Source organism: Amycolatopsis sp. NPDC051758 (assembly GCF_044453095.1).
GTDB lineage: Bacteria > Actinomycetota > Actinomycetes > Mycobacteriales > Pseudonocardiaceae > Amycolatopsis.
Genome location: NZ_JBITCJ010000004.1, coordinates 101476 through 114928, shown reverse-complemented (window position 1 = coordinate 114928; position 13453 = coordinate 101476). Strand labels below are relative to the sequence as shown.

The following is a 13453-nucleotide window of genomic DNA, read 5'->3' as shown; positions in this document are numbered from 1 at the left end:
GCGATGTCCGGACCTTACCGCAGGGCCGGCCGGCGGGGAAGGCGAGTTATCGGTGTCACGCCGGGTTGACAACCACGGCTCGCCATCCCAAGCTCGACGGTGAAGATCGCACGTGTGTTCGAACAGTAGTCGCTGGCTTCCCCACAGCGAAGACGTGGCGGGAGCAAAGCCTTGGCGTTCAACAACCCGAGTGTGCCGTGGTCCGAAGTGGAGCGGATCGCCTCCGGGCGGCCGCCCGTGCCCGGGGACGGCAACGACGCCCCGGCGTGGTCGCGCAAGCGCGAAGGCTATCGAGGTGCCCCTGCCGATCTGCGGCAACGCCGGGCCCGCGACGACGGCGGTGACCGGATCCGGGCCCCGTACGCCGAACTGCACGTCCACTCCAACTTCAGTTTCCTCGACGGCGCCTCACATCCCGAAGCCCTCGTCGAGGAGGCCGCGCGGCTCGAACTGGACGCGCTTGTCCTCACCGACCACGACGGGATGTACGGCGCCGTCCGGTTCCACGACGCCGCGCGGGAGCTCGGCGTGCGCGTCGGGTTCGGGGCCGAGCTCTCCCTCGACCTGCCCGCGCCGCAGGCCGGTGAGCCCGACCCCGCCGGGTCGCACCTGCTGGTGATCGCCCGGCAGCAGGCGGGTTACCACCGGCTCTGCCGCGTCATCTCCCACGCCCAGCTCGCCGGCGGGGAGAAGGGCCGGCCCGTCTACGACCTCGAGGAGCTCGTCGACGAGCTGGCCGGGCACGTCGTGGTGCTGACCGGCTGCCGCAAGGGCGCCGTCCGCCGGGCGCTGGCCGAGCGCGGGCCCGCGGCCGCGCACGCCGAGCTGGCCCGGCTCGTCGACTGGTTCGGCCGCTCGCACGTCGCCGTCGAGCTGATCGACCACCGGCAGCCCCTCGACGACGCCGCCAACGACCACCTCGCCGAGCTGGCCCGCGCCCTGCGGCTGCCGACGATCGTGTCGAACAACGTCCACTACGCGCGCCCGGACGACGCCGTGGTGGCGGACATGGTGGCCGCGGTCCGGGCCCGCCGGTCCGCCGAGGACCTCGAAGGCTGGCGGCCGCCGTCGGGGCAGGCGTTCCTGCGGTCCGGGATGGAGCAGCGGCGCCGCTTCGAGCGCCGCTACCCGGGCGCGGTCGGCCGGGCCGCCGTCCTCGGGGTCGAGGTGGCGTTCGACCTGAACCTGGTCGCGCCGGACCTGCCGCCGTTCCCCGTGCCGGCCGGGCACGACGAGATGTCGTTCCTGCGTGAGCTGACTTACGGCGGCGCGGTGAACCGCTACGGGTCGCGTGTGGACAATCCGGATGCTTACGCCCAGCTCGACCACGAGCTGGACATCATCAAGGAACTCGGCTTTCCCGGGTACTTCCTGGTGGTGTGGGACATCGTCCGGTTCTGCAAGGAGGCGAACATCCTCTGCCAGGGCCGCGGCTCCGCCGCGAACTCCGCCGTCTGTTACGCGCTCGGGATCTGCAACGCCGACCCGGTCAAGTGGAACCTGCTGTTCGAGCGGTTCCTGGCCCCGGAACGCGACGGGCCGCCGGACATAGACGTCGACATCGAGTCCGACCGGCGCGAGGAGGCCATCCAGTACGTCTACGCCAAGCACGGCCGCTTCCACGCGGCGCAGGTCGCCAACGTCATCACCTACCGCGCGCCGTCGGCGATCCGTGACGCGGCGAAGGCGCTCGGCCACAGCCCGGGTCAGCAGGACGCCTACGGCAAGCTCGTCGACCGCTGGGGCGGCGTCGCGGCGACAAAACAGCAAGCGACGGGGGAGATCCCCGCCGACGTCCTCGACCTGGCCGCGCGGATCGAGGACTTCCCGCGCCACCTCGGCATCCACTCCGGTGGCATGGTGATTTCGAAGCAGCCGGTGTCCGAAGTGGTCCCGGTCGAGTGGGCGACGATGGCCGACCGCAGTGTGCTGCAATGGGACAAGGACGACTGCGCCGCCGTCGGGCTGGTCAAGTTCGACCTGCTCGGCCTCGGCATGCTTTCGGCGCTGCACTACATGATCGACCTCGTCGCCGGGCACCACGGATCCACAGTGGACATCGCGAAGCTCGACCTGGCCGATCCGGCGGTCTACGACATGCTCTGCGCCGCCGACGCCGTCGGAGTGTTCCAAGTGGAATCCCGCGCCCAGCTCGCGACCCTGCCACGATTGCGGCCGCGGAAGTTCTACGACCTCGTGGTCGAAGTCGCGCTGATCCGGCCCGGCCCGATCCAGGGCGGCTCGGTGCACCCCTACATCCGGCGCCGCCGGGGAGAGGAGGAGTGGCAGCACGCGCACCCGCTGCTGGCGTCCAGTTTGGACCGGACGCTCGGTGTGCCGCTGTTCCAGGAGCAGGTGATGCAGATGGCCGTCGACGTTGCGTCGTTCACCCCGGCCGAGGCCGACCGGCTGCGCCGCGCCATGGGCGCCAAGCGGTCGAGCGCGAAGATGAAGGCGTTGATGGCGCGGTTCTTCGACGGCTGCAAAGCCAACGGCCTCGACCGGGAGCTCGCCACCCGGATCTTCGAACAGATCCACGCCTTCTCCGGTTACGGCTTCCCCGAAGCGCACTCGATGTCCTTCGCGCTGCTGGTGTACGCGAGCGCGTGGTTCAAGCACTACTACCCGGCCGCGTTCTGCGCCGGGCTGCTGCGCGCGCAGCCGATGGGCTTCTACAGCCCGCAGTCCCTGGTCGCCGACGCCCGCCGGCACGGTGTGCTCATCCGGGAGCCGGACATCAACGCGAGTCTCGCCCACGCCACCCTCGAACTCGAGCCCGCGAGCACCGGCGGTGTTGCGCTGCGCCTCGGGCTCGCCGGCGTCCGCCACCTCGGTGACGACGTCGCCGAGGAGATCGTCGCCGAACGCGCCGCGAACGGCCCGTACGCCGGCGTCGGCGACCTGACCCGCCGGGTCCGGCTGAAGAAGAACGCCGTCGAGGCCCTCGCCACCGCGGGCGCCTTCGGCGGCGACCGGCGGCAGGACCTCTGGGCCGCCGGCGCCGCGGCGGCCACCCGGCCGGGGCACCTGCCCGGCCTGGCCCCCGGCCTCGACGCGCCCGCACTGCCGGGCATGACCCGGCTGGAGGTCACCGCCGCGGACCTGTGGGCCACCGGCGTCTCCCCGGACAGCCACCCGGTGGAGTACCTGCGCGAGCTGCTCACCGCACGCGGCGCGCTCACCACCGCCGAGCTGGCCGGGGTGCCGGACGGCACGCGGGTGTGGGTCGGCGGTGCGGTCACCCACCGGCAGCGCCCCGCCACGGCCGGCGGGATCACGTTCCTCAACCTCGAGGACGAGACCGGCATGGCCAACGTCCTCGTCTCGCCGGGCCTGTGGAACCGGCAGCGGCTGGTCGCGCGCACCAGTGCCGCGTTGCTCGTCCGCGGTCAGGTCCAGGCCGCCGAGGGTGTTGTCACGCTCGTCGCCGATCGCCTCGAAAAACTCGAACTGCGCATGAAGCCTGGGCCGTCCCGAGACTTTCGTTGACTTCCTCGCCAGGCGGTGGTTCTCTGCCTGGGAGCGCTCTCAGCCATCCGTTCGTGCCCCGACGAGTGAGGATGGACCTTCATGACAGTTCGACGTCTGCGCTGGGCAGCGTGGCCGGTGATCGCCGTGCTCGCCGCGGCGGTGCCGGCGGCCGGCACCGCCGGGGCGGAACCCCCGCCCGGGGCCACGGTCACGGTGAACGCACGAGCGGGGCTGGCCACCGTGCCGGACACCGCGCTCGGCGTCAACCACGCGGTGTGGGACAGCCAGCTGGGGACCGACGAGGTCGCGGACCTGCTCGGCGGAGCCGGTGTCCGCACGATGCGGTACCCCGGCGGCTCCTACGGCGACATCTACCACTGGAAGGACAACACCGCGCCGGGCGGTTACGTGGCGCCCGGCACCGATTTCGACACCTTCATGGGCGGCGTCCGGCGGGCCGGGGCGCAGCCGATCGTCATCGCCAACTACGGCACCGGGACGCCGGCGGAAGCCGCCGACTGGGTGCGGTACGCCAACGTCACCAAGGGCTACGGCGTCCGGTACTGGGAGATCGGCAACGAGCTCTACGGCAACGGCCACTACGGCGCGAACTGGGAAGCCGACAACCACGCGGACAAGAGCCCGGCCGCCTACGCCGCCGGGGTGGTCGCCTACGCGGATGCGATGAAGGCCGCCGACCCGACGGTGAAGATCGGCGCGGTGCTCACCACTCCGGCGAACTGGCCGGACGGCATCGTCGGCGCCGGCGACACCGCGACCTGGAACCAGACGGTGCTGTCGATCGCCGGCCCGCACGTCGACTTCGTGGTGCTGCACTGGTATCCGAGCGGGTCGACCGCCACGGAAGCGCTTACCAAGACCGAGCAGGTCGACGACATGATCTACCTGGCGCGGGACCAGATCACGCGGTACGCGGGGCCGGGTTCGAACCGGATCGGCATCGCCCTGACCGAAACGAACACCCCGGTCGGCATGAACACCCAGCCGGGCGCGCTGTTCGCGGCCGAGGCCTACAGTTCGTTCCTGGCGAACGGTGTCTTCACGGTCGACTGGTGGGACACGCACAACGGCGCGACCGCACTGTCCACTGTGGCCGGTTATCCGGACTACGGCGACTTCGGCCTGCTCTCCAGCGCGACCTGCCTCGGGGACGGCGGCTGCGAACCCGCGCTCAACACGCCGTTCGCGCCCTACTACGGCTTGAAGATGGTGAGCACGTTCGCCCGGCCCGGCGACCAGTTCGTCCGGGCCGGGGCGGACGACCCGCTGATCGGCGCGCACGCCGTGCGCCGGCCGAACGGTGATCTCGCCGTGCTGCTGGTCAACAAGGACCCGTCGGCGGCTCGTGCGGTGACCTTGGCCTACGAGGGATACACACCGGTGTCGGCGTCGCAGGTGTTCACCTTCACGAACGGCGCGTCTGCGATCACCACTGCTTCGGGCACGGCCGGCAGCCAGACGCTGCCGCCGTATTCGCTGACCACGCTCGTCCTGCACCCCGCATCCGCGTCGGCCGGACCCGGAGCGCCGGGGCAGCCGACCGCGACGACGACCGACCGGACGGCGACGATCAGCTGGCCCGCGTCCGCCGGCCGGCCGGTCGCGAAGTACGAGGTGTACCGGCAGGCCGGCGTGGTCAGCGAGCAGTGGGGGGAGACGACCGGGACGTCGCTCGGCGTCGGGAACCTCGTGCCGGGCAGCCGTTACACGGTCAACGTGCTGGCGCGGGACGCCGCGGGGAACGTGTCGTGGGCGTCACCACCGTTGACGTTGACCACGGGGGCGCCGGCGGTGAGCAGCTGCGCGGTCCGGATGACCGACGTCGAGGACTGGGCGAGCGGGTTCGTCGGCGGGATCCACGTGGCCGGCTCGGATCCGGCGGGGGACTGGACGCTGACGTTCACCTGGCCGACCGCGCGGCAGCGGGTCACGAGCGGCTGGAACGGAACGTGGACCCAGACCGGGACGACGGTGACGGTGACGTCGTCGGCGCCGCTGGCCGGCGGTGCGGACGTCGGGTTCGTCGCGGACTACGGCGGGCCGAACATCCTGCCGACGGCGTTCAGCCTGAACGGAAAGCTCTGCGCGGCCGGCTGAGCCCGGGGCCCGGCCACCGCTACCCGGTGGTGGCCGGGTCCTCGCGCAGGATCCGCCGGCACACGTAGAGGCAGGCGCCCGCCGCGGGCGCGCCGCCCAGCAGCGTGGCGGCGATGCCGAGCGGGACCACCGGCCCGGCCAGGTACAGCGGCACGAGCACGGCCGTGGCGACGGCGAACTTCGCCAGGAACACCGCCGTGCACCGGTAGTAACGCCGTCGCCGCAAGGGATCGCGCCGCCAGCCGAAGCGATCACCGCGGACGGCGCCCATGACCACCCCGATGACCGGCCACCGCACCAGCACGGACCCGAGGAACACCAGCGTGCCCACCGCCTGGATCACCACGGCGCTCAGGTAGAAGTCCGCCGCGTGTCCCGTGCTCCCCGCCAGCAGCGCGGACGCGCCGACCACGAGCAGCCCGGCCGCCGGCTGCCAGACCTTGCGGTCGGTGCACATCCGGACGACGGCGAGCACGAGCACGGCGCCGACCGCGATCAGCGCGGCCGTCAGCACCTGCCCGGTCAGGGGGTACGCGACAACGAACACCACCCGCGACGCAACACCTTCGGCGACCGTGCGCCAGCCGCCGACCGCGCTGAACCACGAAAGGGACTTCTGCGTCAGCACGTCGAGGCTCATACGCTCGCCTGCACGACGTCGGCGGTGAAGCTGCTTTCGTAAGCGCCGATCGTGTCGAGCAGGTCGCCGCGGGCCGCCTCGGTCAGTGCCGCGCAGAGGCGGTGGGCGTCCTGCATCGCCAGGTTGGCGCCGAACCCCGGGGCCAGGCGGATGGCGTCGCCGAGCAGGGTCACCGGGCTCGGGGGCCAGGCGGGCGGCGGCGGGATCGTGGCGATGCGCAGGGTGACTGTGACGTCCGGCCACGCCTCGGTGACGACCTGCCGCAGCGCCGGCGGCAAATCCGCGGCCAGCTCCCGGGCGGTGTCCCACGCCGAGGCCGGACCGAGCCGCTCCTGCGTGACGGCCAGGGCCCACATCACGTAGTCGTCGAGCCCGGCGACCGCGCCGGGACCCAGGGCGGGCAGCCACTGCCGGCGTGCGGCTTCCGGCCGCCGGGTGAACCGGAGCACGCTCAAGGCCATCGTCGTGCCCGGCAGGTGGGCGGCGGCCGCGTTGTCGCCGACCAGCTCGGGCAGCCCCGTGCCGGCCACCGCGCGCACCGGCGTCGCGCCCATGAGCATGCGCCGTCCGGTGTCCACGACCCGGGCGCCGGGCAGGTGCCGTCGGCGCACCGCCGAGCCGATCCCGTCGGCGCCGACCAGGACGTCGGCGGTGTCCGTGCGGCCGTCGGCGAACCACGCGCGGACCGTGCCGTCCGGGCGCCGCTCGAACCGCGTGAGCTCCGCCCCGAACCGGACCACGTCGTCCAGGCCGGTCAGCAGCACCGCGCGCAGCAGTGGCCGGTGGACCTGCCGGCCGGGCCGCGCCGGACCTTCGGCGGCCTCGAGTACTCCGTCCACTTCGGACAGGTTCAGGGTGCGCCCGCGCTGCCCGCCCGAGGTGGCCTCCAGCATCGCGACGTGCGCCGGAGGCAGGCACGCGCGCAGAGCGGACGCGCCACGTTCGTCGAGGTGCAGGCTGACACCCTGCGGCCGGCCGAGCGCGGTGTCTCGCTCGTACACCGCGACGTCGATCCCCGTCCGGCGCAACCCGTGAGCGAGCGTCAAGCCGCCCGGACCGGCACCGATCACAACCACCCTCATCCCCGTCAACCCCATTCTTCATCGCCCGATGAAGAACACCCTACGGCGACTCCGGCAGAAACTCCACCAAGTGGTGAAGAATCGGCTGCTAGGCTGCCGGGGTCATGGCGGAACACGACACACGGCGACGCGCCGGACGCTGGCGGTCCGGCGAGGAGAGCAAGCAGCGGGTCCTGCAAGCCGCCCGCGACCTGTTCGCGCAGCACGGCTTCGGCGCCACGAGCGTGCGCGCGATCGCCGCCGCGGCCGGGGTCGACCCGGCGATGGTGTTCTACTTCTTCGGCACCAAGCAGGGCCTGTTCAACGCCGCCGTCGACATGTCCGACGCCGTCCCGCCGGCCATCGAGGCGATCTTCGCCGGCGACCTCGCCACGATCGGCGAGCGCATCGTCCGGACGCTGGTGGCGAACCTGGACCGGTCCGATCGCACGCCGCTGGTGACGCTGACCAGGTCGGCGCCGACCGACGCGCAGTCCGAGGCGCTGCTGCGCGAGTTCATCGACCGGGAGATCACCGGCCGGCTCGCGGCCCTGCTCGGCACCCCGGACGCCGCGCTGCGGGCGGGCCTGGTCAACGTCCAGATCCTGGGGCTCGCGGTGGCCCGCTACATCGTCCGCGTCGAGCCGATCGCCTCGGCGTCCGTCGACGAGCTGGCCGCCACGCTCGGCCCCGTGGTGCAGTACTGCCTGACCGGGCCTTCCTGAGGCGGCCGGTCAGTCCGAGTTGGCGAGGTGCGCCAGCGCCGACCGCAGCACCCGCTGCTCCTCGGCGCTGAGCCCGGCCAGCTTCCGTTCCTCCAGGACCCGGATCTCCGCCCGGATCACCGCATGGCGCCGGATGCCTTCGAGTGTCAGCCGCACGATCCGGGCCCGGCGGTCGGCCGGATCCGGCTCGCGGCTGACCAGGCCCGCCGCGTCGAGGCCGTCCAGCAGGGTGATCAAGCGGGTCTTGTCGTAGTGGATCTGCTGCGCCAGCACGAGCTGGCTGGACGCCGCGCCGGTGGCCAGCGCCGACAGCACCACGTACTGCCACATCGAGAGGCCGTGCGCGTCCAGTATCGGCCGCTCGGCTTCGGCCAGGTTGCGGCCCGCACCCGCGCAGAGGGCTCCGAGATCGTCGTCCTCGTTCACCGGCGGGATCTTACGCGTGGACAGATCGTACGCAGATGCGTATCGTTCCGGCCATGACATCATTCGAACCGGGGCGCGCCGAGACGCGCACCATCTCCGTGGCCGCCGCACCCGCGCAGGTTGTCGACTACCTCGCCGACCCGCGCCACATCCCCGACTGGGCACCGGACTTCGCCACCGTCATCAACCACGAACACAACAACATCTGGCGCGTCGGCACCGGCGCCGACGCCCGCCGGATCCTCGTGCGGGTCGCGCCGGAGCAGGGCGTGGTCGACGTCGTCAGCGCGGACGCCCCGAACCTCGGCCTGTTCGCACGCGTGCTGCCCAACATGACCGGCGCCGAGCTGATCTTCAGCCTGTTCTTCCCGGCGGACACCGATCCGCAAGCGGTGGACGCGCAGATGGCGGTGGTCGACCGGGAGCTGCGGGCGGTGCGGGAGCAGGTCGAGGCGTGAGCCGGGACATCCGGTCGGTCGAGGACCTCCTGCGGATGCTGGACGGCCTGGTCGGCGCTTCGATCGAGTGGGACGGGTTCTACGCCGACCGCGACCGGCCCGTCCCGTTCTTCGTCACCGAGCCCGACGAAAGCCTCGACACCTGGCTCCGCGACGGCCCGCTCGAGCCCGGCCGCGCCCTGGAGCTGGGCTGCGGGCCGGGGCGCAACGCCCGTCGTCTCGCGGAGGCGGGTTACGAGGTGGACGCCGTGGACGCGTCGGCCGCGGCGATCGCCTGGGCGCGGGAACGCGTGTCCGGCGTCCGCTTCCACTGCGCCGACATCTTCACCGTGGACCTGCCGCACCCCACCTACGACCTGATCTACGACTCGGGCTGCTTCCTCCACCTCGCGCCGCACCGGCGGATCAGCTACCTCGCGCTCCTCGACCGCCACCTCGCCCGCGGCGGGTACTTCGGGCTCACCTGCTTCGCCGCGGGCACCGGGGACGGCAACTCCGGAACCGAGCTGCCCGACGAGCAGCTCTACCGCGACCGCAGCCTGCACGGCGGCCTCGCCTACCACCCGGACGACCTGCGCCGGTTGTTCGACGGTTACAGCGAAGTCGAGCTGCGGCCGATGAACCCGGACACCGGGCGGTACGGCGAACCGTTCCTGCTCGCCGGGCTCTTCAGGCGCGGCTGAACCCGGCCGGCAGCCGCAGCTCGGTCACTTCGCCGGCCGCGTCGATCTCGACGTCGAGGGTGCCGCCGGCCAGGGGGAGGCCGTGCACCCGCAGGGCGCCGACGGACGCGCTTTCCGAGGGTGACAGCAGCCCGGTGCCCGGCAGGTGCCCGATGTTGCTCGTCAACGCGTCCACCGGCCGCTGTCGTGTACTTCGTGTTCTCACGCCGGTTCACGCAGGGCACCTACGAAGGAGCCGGCAAGTAGCTCAGCGGATCAGCTCGTCCGCGACCCACTGCGCCACACCGTCCGGGTACGGGTTCGCCAGGCCGAGGACGATGTGCCCGAACCCGGCGCCGACGGCCTCTTCGATCTTTTCCTTGGTGGCCGCAGGTTTGTCGTAGTCGACGGGCAGGAAGATCGAGCGGGTGATCGTCGCCGGGTCGCGGCCGATCTCCGTGCAGTAGCGGTCGAGCAGCTTGCTGCGGCCGACGAGGTCGTTGATGTCACCGCCGCCCGGGATGTTCCACTCGTCGGCGTGCTCGGCGACCACGCGCAGGGTCGCGCTCGCGCGGCCGCCGATCATGATCGGCGGGTGCGGGCGCTGCACCGGCTTGGGATTGCCGAACGCCCCCTTCAGCTTGACGTGCGCACCGTCGAAGTCGAACGGTTCGTCGTCCGTCCACAAGCGACGGATGACGGTACACGCTTCGGCGAGGGCGGCCACGGCGTCGTCCTGGGTGTGGTAGGGCAGGCCGTGGCCGTCGTACTCGCGTCGCGCCAAGGGGTGGCTCGGGCGCGAGCCGGCGCCGATGCCGAAGTCGAGGCGCCCGCCGGACACGATGTCCACCGTGGTCGCGATCTTGGCCAGCACCGCCGGCGGCCGGAAGCGGTTGCTGGTCACCATCAGGCCGAGGCGCAGCCGCTCGGTCTGCGCGGCCAGCGCCGAAAGCAGCGTCCAGCCTTCGAAGATCGGGCCGTCCGGGTCACCGCCGATCGGCATGAGGTGGTCGAACAGCCAGGCGTGGTTGATCTCCGGGACGGTGTCGGCTTCCCGCCAGACCCGCAGGATCTCGTCGTAGCCGACGTTCATGGGTGCGGTCAGGATGCCGAAACGGGGGGTCATCAACGCCTCCGGAGGGACGGGTCGAGCAGAGCGGGCGGGGTGTCGAACTTCTCGTGCGCGGCCAGGTCGACGCCGGCCGCGACAACGGCGTCGATCTCGTCGAGCACGTCGGCGGGGAGCACGGTGTCGGCGGCTTCGAGCTGCGACTTCAGGTGGTCCAGCGTCCGCGGGCCGATGAGCGCGCTGGTCACCGCCGGGTGCGCGGTGACGAAGCCCAGCGACAACTGAATCAGCGAAAGTGCCGCTTGGTCGGCGATCTTGGTGAGCTTCTCGACGGCGTCGAGGCGGGCCTGGTTGGCGGGGTCGGTGAGGTCGAAGCGCTGCGGCAGGACCTTCGACCGGCTGGTCGTGATCTCCCGGCCGGCGCGGACCGCGCCCGACAGCCAGCCCGAAGCCAGCGGGCTCCACGCCAGCACACCAAGGCCGTACTCCTGCGCCACCGGCAGGACGTGGGTCTCGATGCCGCGTTGCAGGATCGAGTAGCTGGGCTGCTCGGTGACGTACCGGCCCAGGTGGTGTTCGCGCGCGGCCCACTGGGCCTGCACGATGCGGTACGCGGGGAACGTCGACGAGCCGAAGGCTCGGATCTTGCCCGCACGCTGCAGGTCGGTCAGGGCGGAAAGCGTTTCCTCGTCGCTCGTGGCAGGGTCCCACCGGTGGACTTGGTAGAGGTCGACGTGGTCCACGTCGAGGCGACGCAGGCTGTTGTCGAGCGCGGTGACCAGCCAGCGGCGTGAGCTGCCCTGGTGGTTGCGTTCGTCGCCCATCGGCATGGCCGCCTTCGTGGCCAGCACGAGGTCGTCGCGGCGGCCGGCGATGGCCTTGCCGACCATGACCTCCGACTCGCCCTGGCCGTACATGTCGGCGGTGTCGACGAGGTTGATCCCGCCGGCCAGGGCGGCGTCGACGAGGGCGGTGGCCTCGTCCTGGGTGGTGCGCCCGATCGCGCCGAAGTTCATCGCGCCGAGCGCGAGGGTGCTGACCCGGATACCGGTGCGGCCCAGGGTGCGGTACTGCATGACAAGCTCCTCAGTGGCATCATGAGCAAACGGAACGTTGCTCCGCTAACGATACGGAGCATTGTTCCGCTTAGCAACCCTGGAGGTCCGGTGGGCGAGAGCAAGCCCAAGCGCGCCGACGCCCGGCGCAACGAGAAGACGCTGCTCGACGCGGCGGCCGCGGTCTTCGTCGCGTCCGGCGTGGACGCGCCGGTGCGCGAGGTCGCCGCCAAGGCCGGCGTCGGCATGGGCACGATCTACCGCCACTTCCCGACCCGGGCGGACCTGATCGTCGCCGTCTACCGGCACCAGGTGGAGGCCTGCGCCGCGGCGGGGCCCGCGTTGCTCGAAGCCGCCGATTCCCCGCACACGGCCCTGGCGCAGTGGATCGACCAGTTCGTCGACTTCCTGGTGACCAAGCACGGGCTCGCGGGTGTCCTGCAGGGCGACGGCTTCGACACGCTGCACGCGTACTTCCTCGATCGCCTGGTCCCGGTGTGCGCGCAGCTGCTCGAAGCGGCCGGGCTGACCGGGCGGGTGCGGCCGCTGGAGCTGATGCGCGGGGTGGGCAACCTGTGCGTCGGCGCGGAAGACAACCCGGACTACGACGCGCGCCGCCTGGTCGGGCTCCTGATCGCGGGGCTGAAGGCGTGATCGAGCAGCTCACCACCGATCCGTACCCGCTGCTGGCCCGGCTCCGGGCGACCGAGCCGGTGGCCTGGCTGCCCGCGTTGAACGGCTGGCTGGTCACCCGGCACGACCTGGCGTCGCGGGTGATGCGCGACGCGGCGACCTTCACGGTCGACGACCCCCGCTTCTCGACGGCCCAGGTCGTCGGGCCGTCGATGCTCTCGCTGGACGCGGCCGAGCACACCCGGCACCGGACGCCGTTCTCGCGGCACTTCCGGCCCCGCGAGCTCGCCGACCGGTTCACGGCGTTCGTCCGCGCCGAATGCACCCGGCTGGTCGACGGGTTCGCCGCGGCCGGGCAGGCCGAGCTGCGGCGGGCGCTGGCCGGGCCCCTGTCCGTCGCCGTGGTGGCCGACGCGCTGGGCCTGGCCGACACCGACGCGGCGCGGGTCCTGGCCTGGTACGACGCCATCGTGTCCACAGTGGACGACATCTCGGCCGGCCGGTCCCCCGAGCCCGGGGGATCGGCAGCGTTCGGCGAGCTGCGCGCGCACATCGAGGGCTCGGTCGCCCGGCGCGATCCGTCGCTGCTGACCGACGCGGCGGCGGCGCTGGAGCTGCCGGAGGTGGTGTCGAACGCGGCGGTGCTGATGTTCGGCGGCATCGAGACGACGGAAGGCATGATCGCCAACCTGCTTCTGCACCTGCTGCGGGATCCGGCCCACCAGGACCTGGACCGCGCGCTCGTCCCGGCGGCGATCGAGGAGTCGCTGCGGCTCGAGCCCGCGGCGGCGGTGGTCGACCGGTACGCGACCCGCGACGTCGAGCTGGCCGGGGCGTCGATCGCCCGGGGTGACCTCGTCACGGTGTCGCTCACCGCCGCCAACCGCGATCCCGCGGTGTTCCCGGACCCGGACGTCTTCGACCCGCACCGCCCGAACCTGCGCAAGCACCTGGCGTTCGCCGTCGGACCGCACTTCTGCCTCGGCGCCGACCTCGCCCGGCTCGAGACGCGGATCGCCGTGGAGACCGTGCTCGACCGGCTGCCCGGGATCACCCTGGCGGAGCCGGCCGCGGCGTCGGGGCTGGTGTTCCGCAAACCCACAGCGGTCCATGTGCGCTGGCTGCCATCATGACC

At 72.1% G+C, this 13453-nt stretch carries 13 protein-coding genes; 7 read left to right on the top strand and 6 right to left on the bottom strand.

What is annotated here, in order from left to right; translation table 11 throughout:
• Positions 1–171 precede the first annotated feature (171 nt).
• Positions 172–3489: an error-prone DNA polymerase gene (locus ACIA5G_RS20020; RefSeq protein WP_395925191.1), complete on the top strand. Its 3318-nt coding sequence runs from the start codon at positions 172–174 to the stop codon at positions 3487–3489.
• 81 nt (positions 3490–3570) lie between these two features.
• A complete protein-coding gene (locus tag ACIA5G_RS20015) occupies positions 3571–5589 on the top strand; it encodes a cellulose binding domain-containing protein (RefSeq protein ID WP_395925189.1) in 2019 nt (672 codons plus the stop codon).
• Positions 5590–5608: 19 nt separating this feature from the next.
• On the opposite strand, the gene ACIA5G_RS20010 is transcribed toward ACIA5G_RS20015, so the two are convergent.
• Entirely contained in the window at positions 5609–6229 is a 621-nt protein-coding gene (locus ACIA5G_RS20010; protein ID WP_395925187.1) for a DUF3159 domain-containing protein, read from the bottom strand.
• A complete protein-coding gene (locus tag ACIA5G_RS20005) occupies positions 6226–7311 on the bottom strand; it encodes an FAD-dependent oxidoreductase (protein ID WP_395925184.1) in 1086 nt (361 codons plus the stop codon). Before ACIA5G_RS20005 ends, ACIA5G_RS20010 begins: the two co-directional genes overlap by 4 nt.
• A 104-nt stretch (positions 7312–7415) precedes the next feature.
• Between ACIA5G_RS20005 and ACIA5G_RS20000 the strand changes: the two genes are divergently transcribed.
• Complete coding sequence (locus tag ACIA5G_RS20000) at positions 7416–8015, top strand: TetR family transcriptional regulator (RefSeq protein ID WP_395925182.1); 600 nt, start codon at positions 7416–7418, stop codon at positions 8013–8015.
• 9 nt (positions 8016–8024) lie between these two features.
• On the opposite strand, the gene ACIA5G_RS19995 is transcribed toward ACIA5G_RS20000, so the two are convergent.
• A complete protein-coding gene (locus ACIA5G_RS19995) occupies positions 8025–8441 on the bottom strand; it encodes a MarR family winged helix-turn-helix transcriptional regulator (RefSeq protein WP_395925180.1) in 417 nt (138 codons plus the stop codon).
• Between the two features lie 53 nt (positions 8442–8494).
• Here ACIA5G_RS19995 and ACIA5G_RS19990 point away from each other — a divergent pair, with 53 nt between their 5' ends.
• Positions 8495–8899: a hypothetical protein gene (locus tag ACIA5G_RS19990; protein ID WP_395925177.1), complete on the top strand. Its 405-nt coding sequence runs from the start codon at positions 8495–8497 to the stop codon at positions 8897–8899.
• Complete coding sequence (locus ACIA5G_RS19985) at positions 8896–9582, top strand: class I SAM-dependent methyltransferase (RefSeq protein ID WP_395925175.1); 687 nt, start codon at positions 8896–8898, stop codon at positions 9580–9582. The genes ACIA5G_RS19990 and ACIA5G_RS19985 overlap by 4 nt, the downstream gene beginning before the upstream one ends.
• On the opposite strand, the gene ACIA5G_RS19980 is transcribed toward ACIA5G_RS19985, so the two are convergent.
• From ACIA5G_RS19980 to ACIA5G_RS19970, 3 genes are all read right to left on the bottom strand, one after another.
• On the bottom strand, positions 9569–9748 hold the full coding sequence (locus ACIA5G_RS19980) for a hypothetical protein (RefSeq protein WP_395925173.1): 180 nt from the start codon (positions 9746–9748) through the stop codon (positions 9569–9571). The genes ACIA5G_RS19985 and ACIA5G_RS19980 overlap by 14 nt on opposite strands.
• A gap of 81 nt (positions 9749–9829) precedes the next feature.
• Complete coding sequence (locus ACIA5G_RS19975; RefSeq protein ID WP_395925171.1) at positions 9830–10687, bottom strand: LLM class flavin-dependent oxidoreductase; 858 nt, start codon at positions 10685–10687, stop codon at positions 9830–9832.
• Entirely contained in the window at positions 10687–11706 is a 1020-nt protein-coding gene (locus tag ACIA5G_RS19970) for an aldo/keto reductase (RefSeq protein WP_395925169.1), read from the bottom strand. Before ACIA5G_RS19970 ends, ACIA5G_RS19975 begins: the two co-directional genes overlap by 1 nt.
• Positions 11707–11796: 90 nt before the next feature.
• Between ACIA5G_RS19970 and ACIA5G_RS19965 the strand changes: the two genes are divergently transcribed.
• Together ACIA5G_RS19965 and ACIA5G_RS19960 are read left to right on the top strand one after the other, a co-directional pair.
• Positions 11797–12339 carry a TetR/AcrR family transcriptional regulator gene (locus tag ACIA5G_RS19965; RefSeq protein ID WP_395925167.1) on the top strand — a complete coding sequence of 181 codons (543 nt, stop codon included), beginning with the start codon at positions 11797–11799 and terminating at the stop codon, positions 12337–12339.
• Positions 12336–13451 (top strand): cytochrome P450, encoded by a 1116-nt coding sequence (locus tag ACIA5G_RS19960; RefSeq protein WP_395925165.1) that lies wholly within the window; start codon positions 12336–12338, stop codon positions 13449–13451. Before ACIA5G_RS19965 ends, ACIA5G_RS19960 begins: the two co-directional genes overlap by 4 nt.
• The last annotated feature ends 2 nt before the right edge of the window (positions 13452–13453 follow it).

Bases quoted from the DNA above. Each gene is read 5' to 3' on its own strand.
- ACIA5G_RS20010 (WP_395925187.1), bottom strand. From the start codon at position 6,229: ATGAGCCTCGACGTGCTGACGCAGAAGTCCCTTTCGTGGTTCAGCGCG.
- ACIA5G_RS19970 (WP_395925169.1), bottom strand. From the start codon at position 11,706: ATGCAGTACCGCACCCTGGGCCGCACCGGTATCCGGGTCAGCACCCTC.
- ACIA5G_RS19990 (WP_395925177.1), top strand. From the start codon at position 8,495: ATGACATCATTCGAACCGGGGCGCGCCGAGACGCGCACCATCTCCGTG.
- ACIA5G_RS20015 (WP_395925189.1), top strand. From the start codon at position 3,571: ATGACAGTTCGACGTCTGCGCTGGGCAGCGTGGCCGGTGATCGCCGTG.
- ACIA5G_RS20005 (WP_395925184.1), bottom strand. From the start codon at position 7,311: ATGAGGGTGGTTGTGATCGGTGCCGGTCCGGGCGGCTTGACGCTCGCT.
- ACIA5G_RS19975 (WP_395925171.1), bottom strand. From the start codon at position 10,687: ATGACCCCCCGTTTCGGCATCCTGACCGCACCCATGAACGTCGGCTAC.
- ACIA5G_RS20000 (WP_395925182.1), top strand. From the start codon at position 7,416: ATGGCGGAACACGACACACGGCGACGCGCCGGACGCTGGCGGTCCGGC.